Raw genomic sequence first — 19609 nt, 5'->3', positions numbered from 1 at the left:
CTCTCCGGTACTCTCGAGCTCCAGGCCGCTACCGGAACGGCCGGGGCGTGGAAGGATGCGACATGGGAGATCGTTGCACGACAAGGTGCCATGCCGGCGTGTCCGCCCCCCTGTGGACGATCGGATGGCTCTTCACGATCGGGTTCCTCCGGCTGGCCTTCTGGAAGGCCGTGCTGGCGATCCTGATATGGCCGTGGTACCTCGGGAGCGCGCTCGCAGCCGCCGGCGGGAACTGAGGGCGGACGGGATGGCCGCCTTCCGGATCGTCTCGGTCAACACGTCAGCCCGGAAGGGGACGGCAAAGACCCCCGTCCCCGGGGCAGTGGCGGACCCGGAAGGGCTCGCCGGAGACGCCCACAGGGGTGTTCCCGGCCGGGGAGTCAGCCTCCTCGACATCGAATCCATCGAGGCCTTCGCCCGTGACGCCGGCATCGAGGCGGGACCCGGCGACTTCGGAGAGAACCTGACCACACGCGGCATCGATCTCGGCGACGTGAGGCCGGGGGACATGATCACCGCCGGCGGAGCCCTGCTCGTGGTCACCGCCGTCGGGAAGGCCTGCCACGGCGACGGCTGCGCGATATTCAGGAAGGTCGGGAGGTGCGTGATGCCCTCCCGCGGAGTCTTCTGCAGAGTGGCGGAGGGCGGTGTCATCGTCCCGGGCTCGGAGGGCTCGCTCGACCGCTCCGGGGAACCGCCGAAGCCGTCCGATCCTTGACGGCAAGGCCGTTCCGCCCTATTTATCCCTGCCGAACAAATGCGGTGGGCGATTAGCTCAGCTGGCTAGAGTACTTGCTTGACATGCAAGGGGTCACTGGTTCAAGTCCAGTATCGCCCACCACCTGATACAAGCGGTTTCTACCCTTGAGGGGTGGGGTGTGCGCGTCTTTTTTCCGGACGGAGGAAGCAGGGAGTTCCCGGAGGGCACCACGGCGCTCGACGCCGCGGCGTCCATCTCCAGGAGCCTCGCGTCGAAGGCCCTGGCGGCGCGTGTCGATGGCGTGGTGACCGGCCTCTCCGAGCCTCTCCGCGACGGAGTCCGGCTCGAGATCCTCGGGTTCGACTCGCCGGAGGGGCGCGAGGTACTGAGGCACAGCGCCTCGCACCTCCTCGCGTCGGCGGTCCTCCATCTCTACCCCGGCGCCAGGTTCGGAGTGGGTCCCGCCATCGAGGACGGCTTCTACTACGACATGGACATCCCGGGCTTCCCCGGCTCCTCCGCGCTCGAGGCGATCGAGGCCGAGATGCACAGGCAGGCCGCGGAATCCATCCGGTTCGAGCGGATCGAGGTCGGCATCGACGAGGCCCGCAGGGTGATGACGGATCTCGGCCAGACCTACAAGCTCGAACTGCTCGACGAGATCGCGGCCGCGGGCGAGTCCATCACCCTGTACAGGTGCGGAGCGTTCACCGACCTCTGCCGCGGACCCCATGTTCCGACGACCGCATTCCTCAAGCACTTCAGGCTGACCGCGGTCGCCGGCGCCTACTGGCGCGGCGACGAGAAGCGCGAGATGCTGACGCGCATATACGGCACAGTGTTCGACTCTTCGAAGGCCCTCGCCGACCACCTGGCCATGCTGGAAGAGGCCCGCAAGCGCGACCACAGGAAGCTGGGGCCGGAACTCGGGCTCTTCACCACGGGCAACGAGGGCGGATGCGGCCTAATATACTGGCTCCCCAACGGCACCATCGTCCGCGAGGAGCTCGAGAACCTCTGGAAGGCCGCCCACAGGCGGAACGGCTACAACCTGGTCTCCACGCCGCACATCGCGCCGGCCTCCCTGTGGGAGACCTCGGGGCACTGCAGCTACTACCGCGACAACATGTACTTCATGCCGGTCGACGAGACCGAGTACGTGCTGAAGCCCATGAACTGCCCCGGGCACATACTCATCTACAAGTCGGAGAAGAGGTCCTACCGCGAGCTGCCGTTCAGGCTCGCCGAACTCGGGACGGTCTACAGGTACGAGAAGAGCGGAGTGCTCCACGGCCTGATGAGGGTCAGGGGCTTCACGGTCGACGACGGACACATCTTCTGCACTCCCGATCAGATCGTCGACGAGATCAGGAAGGTCGTCTCCTTCGCCCTCTACTTCCTCCGGGTGTTCGGTTTCGGATACGCCATAGAGCTTTCCCTGAGCGATCCGGACGACATGGGGCACTACGCCGGCAGCCCGGAGATGTGGGCCCGGGTCGAACCGGCGCTGGCCGACGCGCTCGACGGGATGGGCGAGAAGTACCGCACCGTCAGGGGCGAGGCGGCCTTCTACGGCCCGAAGATCGACATCAAGCTGCGCGACGCCCTGGGAAGGTACTGGCAGGGACCCACCATCCAGTTCGACTTCAACATCCCCGAGAGGTTCGACCTCACCTACACGGGCCCCGACGGTGGCGAGCACAGGATCTACATGGTCCACAGGGCCCTGTTCGGCTCGGTCGAGAGGTTCACGGGGAACCTCATAGAGCACTTCGCAGGCAATTTCCCGGGGTGGCTCGCACCGCTGCAGGTGGTTATCTTACCGCTTACCGTCCAGCAGCACGAAAGAGCGGCCGAGGTCTGCGGAATGCTGGCCGACCGCGGGTTCAGGTGCTCCATGGACAGGCGGAACGAGACCATCGGATACAGGATCCGCGCAGCCGAGAACCGCAAGGTGCCCATGATGCTGGTCATCGGCGAGAGGGAGGCCGGTTCGGGCCGGGTTGCGGTGAGGGCCCACGGCCGCGGTGATCTCGGCGTATTCGAGCTGGAAGAGGCAGTCGGGCTGATCGAGGAGGCCTGCAGGAGGCCGGCTCTACCGGAGGGGGGAAGGTCCTTATCAGAGATACCATAAAAGTGAACGGCGAGATCCGATATCCAAGGGTCCGCCTCATCGACGCGGAAGGCCGTCATTCCGGGATAGTCGAACTGGTACAGGCCCTCGACATGGCCGCCCAGGCGAGCCTCGACCTGGTGGAGATCTCTCCCGGAGCCGAACCTCCGGTATGCCGGATAATGGACTATGGCAAGTTCAGATATCAGCTCAACCGCAAGGAGCGGGACGCAAGGAAGAAGCAGCAGAGCGGAGGCCTGAAGGAGATCAAGCTGCGGCCCAATACCGACCAGCACGACTACGACTTCAAGGTCAAGCACGCTCGCGAGTTCCTCGACGATCACCACAAGGTGAAGGTCACAGTGATGTTCCGTGGAAGGCAGCTGGTCTACAAGGACCAGGGCTTCGAACTCCTGCAGAAGTTCGCGACCGATCTGGCGGACGTGGCGTCGGTCGAGAGGGAGCCGCTTCTGGAGGGCAAGCAGGTAACGCTGCTCCTGGCACCTACGAGGAAATAGGAGAGAAGATGCCCAAGATGAAGACCCACAGGGGCGCGGCCAGGCGCATGAAGCGCACTGGCACGGGCCTGGTGAAGATAGTTCACTCCCATGCGAACCATATCTTCACGAAGAAGTCCAGGAAGCGCAAGCGGAACCTCCGCAAGGGCGGGCTGGCCTCCCCGGCCGACATGCGCAGACTCAAGCGGCTGCTGCCGCTCTAGCACGGGAGTCGACAGATGACCAGAGTAACGAGTGCGGTGACGCGCAAGCAGCGTCACAAGAGCCGTCTCGCGGCGGCCAAGGGATACGTCGGCGGCCGGAGGAAGCTCTACACCGTCGCTGCGGAGGCCGAGAAGCGAGCCCTGCTGTACCAGTACCGGGACAGGCGCAACCGCAAGCGCGACTTCAGAGCGCTCTGGATCATCCGCATCAATGCGGCGGCGAGGGCGAACGGCATCACGTACAGCGCCCTGATCAACGGCCTCCTGAAGGCCGGCATAGGGCTCGACCGCAAGTCCCTCTCCGACATCGCGACGAATGATCCGGCGGCGTTCGCCAGGATAGCAGAGACAGCCAAAGCCGCTCTCTAGGCCTGGATGACGTCGGGCAACGAGCTCGAGAGGTTGACTGAAGCCGTCGACAGGCTGATTGTAAGACTGTGCTCCCTGAGGGCGGAGAGGGACGGCCTTGCGGATCGCGTCAGGGAGCTGGAGGAGCGCTGCTCGGCTCTCGAGGAGGGAACCCCGGTGAGGGATGACGGGTACAACCTCCTGAGGATCCACAGTGCCAGGCTTCTCCGCGAGAGGGAGGAATTGCGAGGCAGGCTTGCCGGGGTGCTCGAGAAGCTGGAGAGCATGCAGCAATAGGGGTATGAAGTGAATGTCCGGCCAGACACCATAAGGGTGAGTATCTACGGTCGGGAGTATTCCATAAGGGGGGACGCGGATCCCGGTTACATCAGGGAGATAGCTCACTATCTCGACATGAAGATGCGCCAGATGACGGACAACACCACCGTCCCTTCGACAGCCAAGGTGGCGATCCTGGCGGCGCTCAACATCACCGACGAGCTATTCCAGCGCGAGAGACAGATCCGCGAGACGGCCGACGACCAGGAGTCGGCCGTCTCCGTTCTGGCGGACAGGATCGAGAAGACCCTGGCCGACATCTCGCTCCCCCGGTCCTTCACTGCCTCTCCGGAAATCCCCGAAGCAGGGGAACTCCAGCGGGTCGAGACATCCGACAGAGCCTGAGGTACGAAGTCCACGGTCGACAGGTACCCTGCACATACCAGCGCGGGGTGCGGGGACTTCCGCCGGGATGCCGGTCGTCCGTTTATATAGAGTTGCCGCGCAATCACTACGGAGTCGGCGATGTCCGGTACGACGATACTCGTTCTTGCGGGAGCGGCGCTGGCCGCATTCCTGCTCGGCTTTTTCCTCAGGAGGATCTTCACCTCCCGCGAGCGCAGAAGCGCGATGACCGAGGCGGAGCGGATCCTCAACGATGCGAAGCGCGAATCCGAGACCCTCAGGAAGGAATCCATCCTCGAAGGGCGCGAGACCATCGCCCGCGAGCGTTCCGCTGAGCTGGAGAGCCAGCAGAAGCGCCGCGCCGAGATCGACAGGAAGGAATCGGACCTCTCCCGGAGGTCCGAATACGTCGACAGGACCAGGGAGAAACTCGAGCGCAGGGAGTCCGTCCTCGAGACCCGGGAGACCGGCCTGTCCGAGAAGGAGCAGGCGCTCGCAGCAAAGCAGCAGCGTGTCACGAAGCTGATGGAGGAGCAGAACCAGCTCCTCGAGCAGATCGCGGGCCTGTCGAGGGACGAGGCCAGGAACCTTCTCCTGTCCAATCTCGAGGAGGAGGCCAGGCTCGAGGCGGGCAGGATCACCCGGCGCATCATCGACGAGGCGGAGCGTACCGCCGACGACGAGGCGAACCGGGTCCTGACCACGGCTGTCCAGCGCTGCGCGGCCAACCACGTCGTCGAGAACTGCGTCTCGGTCGTCCAGCTCCCCGGCGAGGAGATGAAGGGCCGCATCATCGGCCGCGAGGGCCGCAACATCAGGGCCTTCGAGACTGCGACGGGCGTCGACGTGATAATCGACGACACGCCCGAGGCGATCGTGCTCTCCTGCTTCGATCCCGTGCGCAGGGAGGTCGCCCGCCAGTCCATGGAGAAGCTCATCTCCGACGGCAGGATCCATCCCGGCCGTATCGAGGCGGTGGTCGCCAAGATCGAGGCCGAGATGGAGAAGAACATGATGAAGCTCGGGGGCGACCTCTGCCTGGAGGCTGACGTCTCCGGAGTGCACCCCCAGATCGTCAGATATCTCGGCCGCCTCAGATACCGGACCAGCTACGGCCAGAACATGTTCCAGCACTCGCTCGAGGTGGCGCACGTCTGCGGACTGCTGGCGGCGGAACTCCGCCTCGACACTGCGATCGCCCGGAGGGTGGGGCTCTTCCACGACATAGGCAAGGCCACCGACCAGGACATGGACGGCTCCCACGCCCTGGTGGGCATGGAGCTGGCCCGGAAGTACGAGGAGCCGCCGCTGATCTGCAACGCCATCGGGTCCCACCACGAGGAGATCGAGCCCGAATCCCTCTACGCGGTCCTCGTCCAGGCCGCCGACGCTGTCAGCAGCGCACGGCCCGGCGCCAGGAGGGAGAGCCTCGAACTCTACGTGAAGAGGCTCCAGAAGCTCGAGACGATAGCCGACTCCTTCGACGGAGTCGGCAAGTCCTATGCGATCCAGGCCGGCAGGGAGCTCAGGATAGCTGTCAAGCCGGAGGCGGTGGACGACGCCGGTTCGGCGGACCTCGCCAGGCTGATCGCGAGAAGGGTCGAGTCCGAGGTCGAGTACCCGGGCCAGATCAAGGTGACGGTCATCAGGGAGGTCAGGGCGACGGAGACCGCCCGGTGATGAAGGTCCTCCTCCTCGGAGACGTCGTCGGTTCCCCGGGCAGGCGCTGCGCCGTCCGCTACATCCGCGAGAACCCCCACGACATCGTGGTGGTGAACGGTGAAAACGCCTCCGGGGGGATCGGAATCACTCCCGGGGTGGCGGGGCAGCTCCTCGATGCGGGAGTCTCCGTCATCACCACGGGCAACCACGTGTGGGCGCACCGCGAGGTTTTCCCCTATCTCGATTCCTGTGGCGGCAGGCTCCTCAGACCCGGTAACTTCCCTCCCGGCAACCCGGGTTCGGGCATGACAACGATAAGGGCCGCCGGGGAGTCGGTCACCGTGATCAACCTCCAGGGCAGGGTGTTCATGCCGGACTGCGACTGCCCGTTCAGGGCGGCCGACCGCATGCTCCAGTCCCAGTCCGCCGGGATCGTCATCGTCGACTTCCATGCGGAGGCAACCAGCGAGAAGATCGCGCTCGGCCGCTATCTCGACGGCCGTGTGACCGTCTTCGCCGGAACCCACACCCATGTCCAGACTTCGGACGCCTGCATCCTCCCGGGCGGCACCGCCTACGTCACCGATCTGGGCATGTGCGGCTCCTCGGCCGGCGTGATCGGAGTGGAGTACGGGGATGTGCTGGAGCGGTTCCTGACCTGCAGGCCGTCGCGCCTGTCGGTCTGCGAGGGGGATGAGTACGTCTCCGGGCTCTCCGTCACGCTCGGACCCGACCTGAAGCCCTCTTCACTGGAGACCGTCCATGCCGGGGCGTGATTTCGCACCCCTGCTGTCCTCGCTGGCGGAATCCGCCGTCTGGATCGACGAGGTCCTGGCCGGATTCCTGAAGGACTACGGCGCCGCCACGCTCCTGCCCGCCGCGGCTTCGCACTGCCTCCAGGGCGGCGGCAAGCGGGTGAGGCCCTTCCTCGTCAGGTCGGCCTGCGAGGCGTGCGGGGGCAGCCCGTCGCGGGCGGTGCATGCAGCCGCCGCGGTCGAGATGGTCCACACCTACTCCCTCGTACACGACGATCTGCCCGCGCTCGACGACGACTCCACGCGCCGGGGGAGGCCCACCCTCCATGTCATGCACGGCAGCCCCCAGGCGATCCTCGCGGGCGACTTCCTCCTCTCCGGGGCCTTCACCGTGCTGCTCCGGAGCTCCCTGCCCCCCGCCGCAACGGGTCTGATGATCCGGAGGCTGGCTTCCGCCGCGGGGCCGTCGTTCCTCGTGGGCGGGCAGCACATGGACATGAACCCCCCGTCCCGCCCCGACGCCGCATGGGCGCGGAGGATGATAGACGGCAAGACGGCGGCGATGATCCGGGTTTCCCTGGAACTGGGCGCCCTGGCCGGGTCGGCCAGGCCCGTCCTCCCCGAAGGCCTGTCCGGGCTGGGTGACAGGCTGGGGCTGCTGTTCCAGCTCACCGACGACCTCCTCGACGTGCGGGGCACGCCGGAGGAGATGGGAAAGGCGGTGGGGAAGGACGAAGCCAGGGGCAAGGCCAACCTGGTGACTATCCTGGGCGTCCCCGGGGCGTCGGAGCTGGCAGGGGCGCTCGCGGAGGAGATCGATTCGGGGTTCTCCGCACTTCCGGGCGACTGGTCCGGGGTCAGGCTCCTCGCGGAATACCTGCCCACGAGGAGGAACTGATGGGGCTGCTGGACAGTATCCACTGCCCGGCCGACGTGGCCGCCCTCGATCTCTCCCGGAGGGCGGAGCTGGCAGGCGAGATGCGCCAGCGCATCATCGAGGTCGTCTGCAGGAACGGCGGGCATCTCGCATCGAGCCTCGGGGTGGTCGAGCTGACGATCGCGCTCCTGTCGGTGTTCGAGCCGCCGCGCGACAAGATCATCTGGGACGTGGGGCACCAGAGCTATCCCTACAAGCTGCTCACCGGCAGGGCCGACAGGTTCGGGTCCATAAGGACCGAAGGCGGCCTGAGCGGATTCCCCAGGAGGGACGAGAGCCCGTTCGACGCATTCGGCACGGGTCACAGCTCCACCGCCATCAGCGCCGCACTCGGCTTTGCCATGGCCCGCGACATCACCGGAGGACAGGGCCGGGTGGTGGCCGTGGTGGGCGACGGGGCCATGTCCGGCGGGATGGCCCTCGAGGGCCTCAACAACCTCGGCCAGTCGACGACGGATCTCACCCTCGTCCTGAACGACAACGAGATGTCCATATCGCCCAACGTCGGTGCCCTCTCGAGGCACCTGGCCGCGCTGATCACCGATCCTGCGTACAACAGGGCCAGGGACGAGATATGGAACCTGCTGGGGCGCTTCCCCAACATCGGGGAGCGCATGCGCCGGGCCGGGCATCTCGCCGGCACCGCCCTCAAGAAGACCCTCGTCTCCAGGAAGACGATCTTCGACGACTTCGAGGTGCGGTACATAGGACCCATCCCGGGCCACGACCTCGCCGTGCTCACCGCGGTGCTCGACCGGGCCTCGAGGCTCAGGGGGCCGGTGCTGGTGCACGTCGTCACCCGCAAGGGCAAGGGCTACGAGCCTGCCGAATGCGACTCCACGCACTGGCACGGCATTTCGGGGGGTGAGGGGCGCGCCCCCGGCACGACCTTCACACAGGCCTTCTCCGACGCCATCGTGGGCCTCGCGGAGTCGGACGACCGCATCACGGCCGTCACGGCGGCGATGCGCGACGGCACGGGGCTGGCCGCATTCGCCGAGCGTTTCCCGTCGAGGTTCTTCGACGTGGGGATAGCGGAGCAGCACGCCGTGACGTTCGCCTGCGGGCTGGCCTTCGGCGGCCTCAGGCCTGTGGTGGCGGTCTACAGCACATTCATGCAGAGGGCGCTCGACCAGCTCATCCACGACGCCGCCCTGCAGAGGGCTCCGGTGGTCTTCGCGCTGGACAGGGCCGGGCTCGTCGGCGAAGACGGCCCCACGCACCACGGAGTCTTCGACATCCCGCTGACCCTTCCCGTACCATCCCTCAGGATAGCCTGCCCCAGGGACTGCACGATGCTCGGCCGTCTTCTCGCTGAGGCGGTGGCCTTCGCCGAGTATCCGACGGTCATCCGCTATCCCAGGGGGAACGGACCCGAGGGCCTGCCCCCGCCTCCGCCCGAGACACCTCCCGGCAGGGGGGAGCTCCTCAGGGAGGGGACCGACCTGCTCGTCATCGCCTGCGGGACTACGGCCGGGCCGGCCCTCGGAGCTGCGGAGGACCTCGCGGCGGAGGGATCGAGCGTGGCCGTGTACGATCCGATCTGGATCAAGCCGGCACCCTATGGCGAAATCGAGACACTGGCCGCGGGAACCGGCCGTGTCCTGACCGTCGAGGACGGGGCCTCCTCCGGCGGCTTCGGCGAGCACGTCGCCTCCCGCCTCTCGACCGCCGGGATCCGTGTCTCCGTCCTCGGGATACCCGACGCCTTCCAGCCCCATGCCACGAGGGAGAGCCTTCTCGCCGCATCGGGCCTCGACCGGGCCGGGATCGCGGATGCGGCCAGAAGGGCGATGGCATGAGACCCCGCGTGATCCTCCTCTACACCGAATCCAGCACACCCGCCCCCCCGGAGGCTGTCGAGAGGCTCTCGCAGGCCGCCCGTGCCGCCGGCATCGCAATTGCCCGGGCGCAGGGCGGCGAGATCCCGCAAACCGGGCCCGGAGACGCCGTCGGAGTGATACTCGGGGGTGACGGCACGATCCTCAGGGGGCTCGATCTCTTCATGGAGCTCGGCATCCCCTCCTTCGGCATCAACATCGGCCACCTCGGCTACCTCGCCTCGGCCGAACCGGACGAGATGGAGACGGCTGTCCGGAGGCTGGCCGAAGGCGATTTCACTATCGACCGCCTGCCCGTCCTGGTCGGGAGGCTGCCGGACGGCCGGGGCGTCAGGGCCGTCAACGACATCTGCTTCAACAGGTCCCTGTCCGGCGGCATGCTGCACCTCCTGGTCCAGTCGGGCGACGGGCCCATAGCCCGCATGGCGGGCGACGGCCTGGTGGTCTCGACCCCCGCCGGCTCGACGGCCTACGCGCTCTCCGCAGGAGGCCCGATAATCGATCCCGGCCTGCCCGCGGTCCTGCTCGTGCCGATATGCGCGCATCAGCTCTCCATACGCCCCATGGTCCTGCCGCCATCGTCGGTCCTGACCGTCGAGGCGGGATGGGTGAGGGGGGACGGACCCGTGGTGAGCGTCGACGGAAGGCCGGTCTGCACCCTCGAACAGGGCGGGACCGTGGGGATCGAGCTGTCCGAGGGGCACTGCCCCGTCGTCAGGTTCGCACCCGCGAACGGCTTCTACGAACGGCTCGGCAGGAAGTTCGGCTGGGGGGTGAGGGGCTAGATGCTCTGCAGCCTGAGGTTGCGGAACATAGCCACCATAAGCGACACGACGCTCGAGCTGTCCGAAGGGCTGAACGTGCTCACGGGCGAAACCGGCGCCGGCAAGTCCATCCTCGTGGACGGCCTGCTGCTTGCCCTCGGCGAACGGGCCGACCACTCCATCGTGCGCCCGGGGGAGAGGCTCGCCAACGTCGAAGCCCTCTTCACCGACGGAAGCGCCGATGTGATCGTCAGGCGAGAGATCTACGCCTCCGGCAGGAGCAGGATACTCCTGGACGACGAGCCGACCGATCTCGAGACGGTGCGTGCGCGGATGGCCGACCTCGTCGATCTGCACACCCAGCGCTCCACTCCGGCGCTGCTCTCGCGGCGCGTCCAGCAGGCCTTCCTCGATGCGGCGGCAGGATGCCTCGACGCCGCGTCGGAGGTCCGCGCCCTCCACGGGAGGATCGGCCGCATCGACGCGCGGATGCGCGAGATATCCGAAGCGCTGGGCCTGTCGGCCTCGAGGCGCGAGCTGCTCGAGCACGAGGCCTCCCTGCTCTCCGGGCTCGCCCCCTCGAAGGACGAATACCTCGGCCTCTCGGGCAGGAGGCGCGAGCTGGAGAAGGATTCGAAGCTGCGCGAATCCATGTCGGCCCTGGCCGAACTCCTCTCGCCCGGAGAGGGAGGATTCGCGAGGTCGCTCAGGGAGATCAGGGCGAAGCTGGAAGGCTCGCCCGGGCTCGAGGATCTCACGGCCCTCCTGCTGGAGGCCGGGATTGCGATAGAGGAGGCATCGAGGATCTGCGACTCCAGGCTCGGAGCCGGAGACGACGGCTGGGACGCCGCCAGGCTGGACGCCCGCCTGGACGAGTACGGGAAGCTCCTCGGCAGGTACGGCGGCGACATCGACCGCCTCGTCTCGAGGGTCGGCGAGGTCGCAGACGAACTGGACGCCATGGCGCGGCTCTCGGAGGAACTCTCGGCCCTCGGAGCCGAGAGGCCCGGCGCGCTCTCGGCCCTGTCGGCGGCAGCCTGCGCACTGAGCGCCTCCCGCGGGGCGGCCCGCCCCGTCTTCGAGGGATCGGTGGAGGCGGAGCTCGAAAGACTGGGCATGGAGGGAGCGTCCTTCATCGTCGATCTGCGCAGTCCTCCATCCGACAGGGCGGTCGAACTGGGAGGGAGGCCGTGCGGACCCGACGGCTTCGAATCTCCCGAGTTCAGGTTCAGCGCCAACCCCGGCATGCCGGCCGGCCCCATCCAGTCCGTCCCGAGCGGCGGCGAGCTCTCGCGGCTCAGCCTGGCCGTGAAGCTCGCGCAGGGCGGTCCGGGCGGGGCGACCACGGTTTTCGACGAGATAGACAGCGGGGTCGGGGGCACGGTGGCGCACCTCCTGGCGGATTCGCTCGCAAGGGCTGCCGGAGGGCGCCAGTTCGTGGTCATCACGCACCTCGCCCAGGTCGCAGCAAGGGCCGGAAGGCACATCTCTGTGGTCAAGGACGTATCCGGCGGACTCGCCAGCACCCGCGTCTCGGTCCTCGAGGGCGGCGAGCGGGCCGTCGAGGTGGCGCGCATGCTGGGGGGCGGCGAGGCCGCGCTCGCTCACGCGAAGGCCCTCCTGGGAGGAACCGGGTCTTGAGGGGGCCCTTCCTGACCCTTCCGAATCTGGTGAGCCTGTCGCGGATCCCGCTCTCCCTCGCCGCATCCGTCATGCTATGGCTGGACAGACCGGCAGCCATGGCGATCCTGGCATCGACGGCCATCCTGACCGACTGGCTGGACGGTTTCCTGGCCAGGAGATCGGGGACGGAATCTGAGTGGGGCAGGATCCTCGATCCCGCCTCCGACAAGATCGGTTTCGCGGCGTTCGGCACCGCCCTCGCGGCCTCCGGGAGGGTCCCGGTCTGGTTCCTCGCGTTCGTCGTGGCCCGGGATCTCCTCATAGCTCTTGGAGGCGTACTCCTTCGCGGCAGGTCGGCCGAGGTGCCGGCCTCGAACGTCTGGGGCAAGGCCGGAACGGTGGTCCTCTCCGCATACATGGTCCGCCAGGCCCTGGCACCTTCGGGAGCCGAGGTCCTGATCGGCCTCGACGCCCTCGGGCTGGCGGCCCTGGCTGCGCTTTCCGCGGCCGCACTCTCCTATGCATCCAGGGCGGCGCGAACATGAAGCTGAAATCCCTGAGGATCGGCGGGTTCAAGTCATTCGCCGACCCGGTCGAACTCCGTTTCCACGGAGGTATCACCGGGGTGGTGGGCCCCAACGGATGCGGCAAGAGCAACATTGCCGACGCCCTCAGGTGGGTGCTCGGCAACCAGAGCCCCAGGACCCTCAGGGCCGAGCGCATGGAGGACGTGATCTTCGCCGGCAGCGCGGCCCGGAGGCCCATGGGCATGGCCGAGGTGCTCATCACTCTCGACAACTCCGACAGGACGATCCCGCTCGAGTTCGAGGAGGTCTCCATCACCAGGAGGCTCTTCAGGTCGGGCGAGAGCGAATACCTGCTCAACGGCTCGAGGTGCAGGCTGATGGACATCACCGACCTGCTGGCCGACTGCGGGCTGGGCAGCAGCGGGTACTGGATCCTGGAGTCGGAGATGGTCAAGGCGATTCTCTCGAGCAGGACCGAGGAGAGGCGGTTCCTGTTCGACGAGGCCGCAGGCATCACCAGGTACAAGGTGCAGAGGCACAGGGCCCAGCTCAAGCTCGATGCGGCGTCGGGCGACCTGGAGCGACTCGAGGACATCATCTCCGAAGTCACGAGGAACGTCGATCAGCTGAGGAGGCAGGCCGCCGTCCTCGCGAGGTACGAGAAGACCATGAAGGGGCTGCACGCCCTCGAGGCGGAGGCTGCGGGGCGCGTTGCGGAAGCTGTGCGGGCCGATCTCGCGGCTGCGAAGTCGAGGCTCTCGGACCTCAGGAAGCGCGAACAGGACCTCGCTGCGTCCTCGATGGCCCATACGGCCCGGCTCTCGGAGGCGAGGAACTCGCTCGAACTCGCCCAGGCGGATCTCGACCGCAGGCAGACCGCAGTCTCGGCCCTCGAGAAGCGCTTGTCGGAAGCCGAAGCGCTGGTCCTCGTGGAGTCGGAGAGGGCTCGCGCGGCCGGGGCGCTCGGAGATGAACTCCGCGCAAGGGCTCGCGATCTGGAGGAGAGGTCGGCCGAACTGGACGCAAGGTCGGCCCTCGCTGCAGAGAGGCTCGCGGCGCTCGCTGCGAGCGCGGAGGACGCACTCAGGCTCGCAGGGGAGGCCGGATCGGCTGCCGAGGCCGCCGCTTCCAGGCTGGCGGTCGCAAGGGAGGCCTGCGACGAATCGGGCGGTCTCTCGCGCGCCGCCAGGAATGCGCTGGAGGAGCGCAGGAGGGCGGTCGAGAAGGCGGCGAGGGACAGGGAGAGGGCCGCGGCGGATCTCGCGAGGCTCGACGGAGAGCGGTCGTCGGCCGGGGCCGAGCTGGAGGCGCTGAGGGTGAGGATCGCTGCCCTCGACTCGGAGGCCGCCTCCCTGGAAGTCTCGCTGGAACAGGCCTCCGCAGGGGCGTCCGCAGCGGAGACAGCCCTGGAGGATGCCGCCCGCTCCCTCGAGGAATGCAGATCGTCCATCGCCGCGCTCGAAGGCAGGGCAGGCGAGTACGGGGAGCAGGCGCGGGTGCTCGAGGGGGAGATCTCGCGCGAGTCCTCCGGCACCATCGCTTCGCTCGTCACGGTGCAGGAAGGCTGCGAGGCGGCGGCCGGCGCCTGTCTGGACTCGTTCTATTCGGCCCGTCCCGCCGGACATGGTGTCCCGGCGGACGCGGAAGACGGCAGATACGCCGTCGATGCCGGCATCTCCGCCGAAACCGTGCCGCCCGGCACGAGGCGGCTGTCGGAATTCCTCACGGACGGCCCTGCGGAGGCCTGGAGCATCTTCTCGAGGGCCGCGATGGCTCCCGACAGGCAGACCGCGATGGCCGCAGCCGCAACGGGCACCGGTCTCGTGATCGTCACGCCCGGCGGCGACATCTTCAGGCCCGACGGACTGGTGAGGCTGGGAACGGGAGCCGCCGACAGGGGCCCCCTCGAACGCAAGGCGATGCTCAAGGCCCTGGAGGCCAGGATCGCCTCCGCAAGGGGCGGGATCTCGGCCTCGTCCGCGAAGAGGGCCGAACTGGAGGCCGCCAGGTCGGCGATGGTGGAGAACCGCGCCAGGATGACGGCGTCGGTGCTCGACCTGCAGAAGAGGGCTTCCTCGACCGCGGCCGAAGCCCGCGCCCTGCGGGAGCGGGAGGCCCGGGTCTCCGCGGGGCTCGTCGAGATCGATGCCGCCCTGGCTGCGCTTCCGCGGCCTGCGGAACCCATGCCGGATGCGGACGGGGCCGGTCTGGCCGCCCTGGAGGAGGCCGACCGTCAGGCCGCCGCCGCTGCGCAGCATGCGCAGGACCGGCTGATGGAATGCTCCAGGGAGCTGGTCGCAGCCAGCGCCGAGAGGGACAGGGCGGTGCACGGCCACGAGATCGTCCTATCGGGGATCGCATCGGCGAGGGAGGGGATGGAGAGGGACAGGGAGCTCGCGTCCCGGCAGCGCTTCGAAGCGGCCGTGCTGTCCGCGAGGGCCGCCGAGTCGGCCGAGGCGGCGGAGCTCCATTCCGGGACGGCTGACGAAGCCCGCACAAGATCGGGCGAGGTGAGGGCGGAGCTGGAGGAGGCTTCCGCCGGGCGGCTGGAGGCCGTTTCCCTCAGATCGGCGGCGGCAGAGCGCGCCATCGCGGTGCAGAGGGAGGCCGATGCCGCGCGGGGCGATCTGGAGTCTGCCCGGGCTGCGCTCCTGGAATGCGCGACGGAGGCAGCCGCCCTCGAGGAGAAGCTCCGCCCCCTGGAGGAGAGGGCCGGCGATGCCGGTTCCCCCGATCCGAAGCTCCGCAGGCTCGCCGACGATGACCTGGCCGCGGAGATAGGCAGGGTCTCCGCCGAGAGGGACAGGCTCGGCCCGGTCAACATGCTCGCCAAGGCCGAGCACGAAGAGGCGGCCAGCCGGCTCGAATTCCTGGAGACACAGAAGGCGGACCTGCTCGAGGCCCGGGCTTCCATCTCCGAGGCGATCGGCGAGATCAACAGGACTGCGGCCGAGAGGTTCGGAGAGACCTTCAGGGCCGTCCAGGAACACTTCTCCGAGATCTTCCAGAGGTTCTTCGAGGGCGGGGAGGCCCGGCTCGAGGCGATACCCGGCGAGGATCCCCTCGAAGGCGGGGTTTCGGTCATGGCGAGACCAAGGGGCAAGACGCTGGAGAGCATCTCGGCCCTGTCTGGCGGAGAGAAGGCGATGACGGCGGTAGCCCTCCTCTTCGCGCTGTATCTCGTCAGACCCGCGCCGTTCTGCGTGCTCGACGAGCTCGACGCTCCCCTGGACGACGCCAACGTCGACCGGTTCATCGATCTCCTGGGCAGCTTCTCGGCCGGGACCCAGTTCATAGTCGTGACCCACAACAGGAGGACCATGGAGGCGGCCGAGAGGCTCTACGGAGTGACGATGGCCGGGAACGGGGTCTCGGCCCTGGCATCCGTGAGCCTGGAGGAGGCGCGCAGGCCATGAGACTCCCGGGAACGCTCCGGAGGCGCGGGTTTTCGCTGGGCGGCGCGCTGTCCGGCCTCTTCGGCAGGAACAGGGCCGACGAGGAGGGCGCAGGCAGGTTCGAGGAGATCCTCCTCGCCGGGGATCTGGGCCCGGAGATCACCGAAGGGCTCGTGGAACGCGCCCGGAGAGAGGGGTGGAAGGGGGACCCGGAGTGGAGGGGCAGGCTGGGGTCCGCCCTCGCCGGGTACTTCCCGGGGGTGCCGGAGGCGGAGGCGCCGGCGGAAGGCCCCAGGGTCGTCCTCTTCGTGGGGACCAACGGGTCCGGGAAGACCACCACCATCGCAAGAGTGGCGAAGCTCCTCTCCGGCCGCGGCCGGAAGGTCCTCCTGGCATGCGCCGACACTTTCAGGGCCGCCGCTTCGGAACAGCTCTCCGAGTGGGGCGGCAGACTCGGCATTCCGGTCGTCGTCCGCCCTCCGGGCACGGATCCGGGTTCGGTAGCCTACGATTCGATCCGTGAGGCGGCCGCGGGAGGGTACGACGAGATCCTGATCGACACCGCCGGCAGGCTGACCACGCGCACCGACCTGATGGCCGAGCTGGGAAAGGTGCACAGGGTATGCTCCAAGGCCCTGCCCGGGGCGCCCCATTCGACGCTCCTGGTCATCGACGCCTCGATCGGGCAGAGCGCGCTTCCGCAGGCCAGGCAGTTCGCAGGGGCCCTGCCCCTGACCGGCCTGGTGCTCACGAAGCTCGACGGGACTGCCAGGGGCGGCGCCGTCGTGGCTGTCGCGGCCGGGCTCGGGATCCCGGTGGAGTATGCCGGCACCGGCGAGTCGCCGGACGATCTCGAAGTGTTCTCCCCTGCGGATTTCGTGGAGGCGCTGCTCGGAGGTCCCGATGGATAGCAGGCTCAGGCTCGAGTCGCTGGTGAAGTCCTACGGCAGGAAGAGGGCGCTGGACGGTCTCTCCCTCGAGGTGCGGAGCGGCGAGATCTTCGGCCTCCTCGGACCCAACGGGGCGGGGAAGACGACAACGCTCAAGATCGTGGCCGGTCTGGTGATACCCGATTCGGGCGCCGTCGAGGTGTCGGGGATCGACGCCATAAGGCACCCCGACAGGGCGCGGGAGATCTCGGCCTTCGTGCCCGACCAGCCGACGCTCTACCCGAAACTCACGGGCAGGGAGTTCCTGAGGTTCATAGCCAGGGCCAGGAGGCTCGATCCCGCATCGTCGGAGTCCAGGATAGGATTCTGCGAGGAGCTTTTCGACATGCAGGGATGGCTGGACGCCAGGGCGGAATCCTACTCTCACGGCATGACGCAGAGGGTCGCTCTCTCCGCCGCGTTCCTCTCGAAACCCGACCTCTACGTGATCGACGAGCCCATGGTCGGGCTGGACCCGGCCTCTGCCGGGACCTTCCACAGGATGTGCCGGGCCGCGGCCGATTCGGGGTCCGCGGTCGTGCTCTCCACCCACACGCTCCCGATCGCGCTCCGGATCTGCGACAGGATAGGCATCATCAACGGGGGCAGGCTGGCTTCGCTTGTCGAGACCTCGTCCATAGGCGAGGAGGGGCTCGAGAAGCTCTTCTTCGAACTCACCGGGACAGCCCCCCTGGAGGCTGCCGGCTACTTCGCGGCCGGATCGCCCCTGCCCGGCATGGTCTAGTCCCGCCAGCCGGCGTATTCGTACATCAGGTCCGGCCCCTCGAATCCCAGCCTGAGCGACTGTATCGATACGGCGAAGGCGCTGTCGCCCAGCGCCCAGATCCCCTCGATCCCGTAGCCGAACATGCCCGACAGCCCGGGATCCGTCTCCGTGTCGCGTCTGATCACCCTGAGGACGCCTGTCGCGTTGTCCCTGACGGAAACGGAGAGCAGCTCGGGGACCAGGAGCCAGTACTCCTCGAGTTCCGTGCCGTGGACGGCCTCCGAGGTCAGGATGACCGTCCTGTCGCCGACGTGGTATCCCGGAACGGGCCTCCAGGAGTGGAACCTGGCCGAATCCCGGGGGGCGGACAGGTCGGTGGGGAGGTGCAGCACGCACAGCCGGCCCTCGAGCCATTCCTCCGAGAGCGAGTCGAGCAGCCCCGAGGCTTCTTCACGGCAGAGGTCCCTCGCGGTCCCGAGGTCTCCGCACCCGTCCTCCAGCACGATCTCGAAGCGCCCCGCGAGACGGCAGTCCCCGAGGCCGAGGACGGTGATGATGGAGACCGGGAATCCGCTGCCGTCCTGGATGCCGTACTCCTCCCAGGCGGCGAAGCGGGCGTCGGACGAGAAGCCCAGGAACTCCGCGGAAGTCGCCGAGTTGCTCCAGCCCGGCCCGGGCGCGAACAGGGCGGGAAGCAGGGCCGCGAGCAGGGGGGGCATCCCGCGGCCGTTCACAGCCAGCCCTTCTTCCGGAACCAGAAGCCCATCCCGAAACCGATCAGCACCATCGCACCGAGCACCGCGGGATAGGCCCACGCCTTTCCCAGCTCGGGCATGTGCTCGAAGTTCATCCCGTAGATCCCTGCTATGAAGGTCAGCGGCATGAAGATGGTCGCGATGATCGTCAGGACCTTCATGACCTCGTTCATCCTGTTGCTGGTGCTCGACAGGTAGGTGTCGAGCATGGCGGACAGCATCTCCCTGAGGGTTTCCGAGGTCTCCACGACCTGCACCGCGTGATCGTAGAGGTCCCTGATGTACGGCAGCGTGACGCTCGAGAAGGCCGAGTCGCCCGTCCTCGTCAGGTTCCCCACGAGCTCCCGCATGGGCCAGACCGAACGCCTGAAGAGGAGCATCTCGTTCCTCATGGAGTGGATCCTCTCGAGCAGATCCGAGCCGTCCCCCTCCACCACGTCCTCCTCGAGCTTCTCTATCCTGTCGGCCATGTCTTCGAGGGTCGCGAAGTATCCGTCCACCACCGCGTCCATCAGGGCGTAGAAGAGGTAGTCCGGCCCGTACCTGCGGAGCCTCGAGCCGCCCCTCTTCATCCTATCGACAACAGCGTCGAAGAGAGGAGTATCGCCCTCCTCGAACGAGATCAGGATGCCGGGTTTCAGGAAGAGCGCCAGGTGGCCGTGGACCGGTGGCCCGCCGTTTCCGGGGAAGATCGAGCTCAGGGTGACGAAGACGCTCTCCTCGTCGAGTTCCGCCTTGGGCCTGTCGTGCCTGTTGACGGCGTCCTCGAGCTGGAGGGGATGTATGCCGAACAGGCCCCCGACGGTGTTGACCACGGAGAGGTCCGAGAATCCCCTGATCCTCATCCAGCGGACTGTGTAGTCCTCTCCTTCCTGCGCGGGCGACGCCGGGTCGTCGACATCCAGGATCGAGAACTCTTCCTCACTCCAGCGGAGCAGGGTGATCCTGGTCTCGATCTGCTCCCTCCCCGGGCTGCTCACCAGGGTTCCGGGCGAGAGGCCCCGCTTGCCGCCCAGGCCGGTGAAGGAACTGGTCATCTGATCCTCCAGTCTATCGTTTGTGCCTTGCCCCGCGGGCCCTTATGCTCGGCATGGCGGGTGGCGTGTAACCCCCGTGCCGGCCGCGGCG

20 protein-coding genes and 1 tRNA gene are annotated in these 19609 nt (G+C 67.7%); 19 read left to right on the top strand and 2 right to left on the bottom strand.

Translation table 11 applies throughout. The features are described 5' to 3' along the window. Window positions 1-62 precede the first annotated feature (62 nt). From QUS11_10240 to QUS11_10150, 19 genes are all read left to right on the top strand, one after another. Window positions 63-236 (top strand): hypothetical protein, encoded by a 174-nt coding sequence (locus QUS11_10240; GenBank protein ID MDM7993676.1) that lies wholly within the window; start codon window positions 63-65, stop codon window positions 234-236. Between the two features lie 11 nt (window positions 237-247). Further along, window positions 248-718 (top strand): hypothetical protein, encoded by a 471-nt coding sequence (locus QUS11_10235; GenBank protein ID MDM7993675.1) that lies wholly within the window; start codon window positions 248-250, stop codon window positions 716-718. A gap of 46 nt (window positions 719-764) precedes the next feature. Then, a tRNA-Val gene (locus QUS11_10230) sits at window positions 765-841 on the top strand. A 37-nt stretch (window positions 842-878) separates the two neighbouring features. Further along, window positions 879-2834: a threonine--tRNA ligase gene (thrS, locus tag QUS11_10225; GenBank protein ID MDM7993674.1), complete on the top strand. Its 1956-nt coding sequence runs from the start codon at window positions 879-881 to the stop codon at window positions 2832-2834. 2 nt (window positions 2835-2836) lie between these two features. Next, the gene (gene infC, locus QUS11_10220) at window positions 2837-3331 is read left to right on the top strand and encodes a translation initiation factor IF-3 (protein ID MDM7993673.1); all 495 of its coding nucleotides are present in this window, start codon (window positions 2837-2839) and stop codon (window positions 3329-3331) included. 8 nt (window positions 3332-3339) lie between these two features. Beyond that, entirely contained in the window at window positions 3340-3534 is a 195-nt protein-coding gene (rpmI, locus tag QUS11_10215) for a 50S ribosomal protein L35 (protein MDM7993672.1), read from the top strand. Between the two features lie 15 nt (window positions 3535-3549). Next, complete coding sequence (gene rplT / locus QUS11_10210; GenBank protein ID MDM7993671.1) at window positions 3550-3903, top strand: 50S ribosomal protein L20; 354 nt, start codon at window positions 3550-3552, stop codon at window positions 3901-3903. A gap of 6 nt (window positions 3904-3909) precedes the next feature. Next, on the top strand, window positions 3910-4179 hold the full coding sequence (locus tag QUS11_10205) for a hypothetical protein (protein ID MDM7993670.1): 270 nt from the start codon (window positions 3910-3912) through the stop codon (window positions 4177-4179). A gap of 36 nt (window positions 4180-4215) precedes the next feature. Then, a complete protein-coding gene (locus tag QUS11_10200) occupies window positions 4216-4566 on the top strand; it encodes a cell division protein ZapA (protein MDM7993669.1) in 351 nt (116 codons plus the stop codon). 120 nt (window positions 4567-4686) lie between these two features. Then, the gene (gene rny, locus QUS11_10195; GenBank protein MDM7993668.1) at window positions 4687-6246 is read left to right on the top strand and encodes a ribonuclease Y; all 1560 of its coding nucleotides are present in this window, start codon (window positions 4687-4689) and stop codon (window positions 6244-6246) included. Then, window positions 6246-7004, top strand: a complete 759-nt coding sequence (locus tag QUS11_10190) for a TIGR00282 family metallophosphoesterase (GenBank protein ID MDM7993667.1) — start codon at window positions 6246-6248, stop codon at window positions 7002-7004. The genes rny and QUS11_10190 overlap by 1 nt, the downstream gene beginning before the upstream one ends. Continuing rightward, window positions 6991-7881, top strand: a complete 891-nt coding sequence (locus tag QUS11_10185; GenBank protein MDM7993666.1) for a polyprenyl synthetase family protein — start codon at window positions 6991-6993, stop codon at window positions 7879-7881. Before QUS11_10190 ends, QUS11_10185 begins: the two co-directional genes overlap by 14 nt. After that, window positions 7881-9722 carry a 1-deoxy-D-xylulose-5-phosphate synthase gene (gene dxs, locus QUS11_10180; GenBank protein MDM7993665.1) on the top strand — a complete coding sequence of 614 codons (1842 nt, stop codon included), beginning with the start codon at window positions 7881-7883 and terminating at the stop codon, window positions 9720-9722. The genes QUS11_10185 and dxs overlap by 1 nt, the downstream gene beginning before the upstream one ends. Beyond that, on the top strand, window positions 9719-10546 hold the full coding sequence (locus tag QUS11_10175) for an NAD(+)/NADH kinase (protein ID MDM7993664.1): 828 nt from the start codon (window positions 9719-9721) through the stop codon (window positions 10544-10546). The genes dxs and QUS11_10175 overlap by 4 nt, the downstream gene beginning before the upstream one ends. Next, window positions 10547-12166, top strand: coding sequence for an AAA family ATPase (locus tag QUS11_10170; protein ID MDM7993663.1), 1620 nt, complete (start codon window positions 10547-10549; stop codon window positions 12164-12166). It begins immediately after the preceding gene. Continuing rightward, a complete protein-coding gene (locus QUS11_10165; protein MDM7993662.1) occupies window positions 12163-12693 on the top strand; it encodes a CDP-alcohol phosphatidyltransferase family protein in 531 nt (176 codons plus the stop codon). Before QUS11_10170 ends, QUS11_10165 begins: the two co-directional genes overlap by 4 nt. Continuing rightward, window positions 12690-16091: an AAA family ATPase gene (locus tag QUS11_10160; protein MDM7993661.1), complete on the top strand. Its 3402-nt coding sequence runs from the start codon at window positions 12690-12692 to the stop codon at window positions 16089-16091. The genes QUS11_10165 and QUS11_10160 overlap by 4 nt, the downstream gene beginning before the upstream one ends. Further along, window positions 16088-16981, top strand: a complete 894-nt coding sequence (ftsY, locus tag QUS11_10155; protein ID MDM7993660.1) for a signal recognition particle-docking protein FtsY — start codon at window positions 16088-16090, stop codon at window positions 16979-16981. Before QUS11_10160 ends, ftsY begins: the two co-directional genes overlap by 4 nt. After that, window positions 16974-17744 (top strand): ABC transporter ATP-binding protein, encoded by a 771-nt coding sequence (locus QUS11_10150; protein MDM7993659.1) that lies wholly within the window; start codon window positions 16974-16976, stop codon window positions 17742-17744. The genes ftsY and QUS11_10150 overlap by 8 nt, the downstream gene beginning before the upstream one ends. Here QUS11_10150 and QUS11_10145 read toward each other — a convergent pair. Beyond that, entirely contained in the window at window positions 17741-18445 is a 705-nt protein-coding gene (locus QUS11_10145) for a DUF2259 domain-containing protein (protein ID MDM7993658.1), read from the bottom strand. The genes QUS11_10150 and QUS11_10145 overlap by 4 nt on opposite strands. An 11-nt stretch (window positions 18446-18456) precedes the next feature. After that, window positions 18457-19518, bottom strand: a complete 1062-nt coding sequence (gene corA / locus QUS11_10140) for a magnesium/cobalt transporter CorA (GenBank protein MDM7993657.1) — start codon at window positions 19516-19518, stop codon at window positions 18457-18459. Window positions 19519-19609: the final 91 nt, after the last annotated feature.

The organism is Candidatus Fermentibacter sp., from assembly GCA_030373045.1.
Taxonomy (GTDB): Bacteria; Fermentibacterota; Fermentibacteria; order Fermentibacterales; family Fermentibacteraceae; genus Fermentibacter.
The sequence above is the reverse complement of the archived record's forward strand: the minus strand, read 5'-3'. Positions and strand labels throughout refer to the sequence as shown.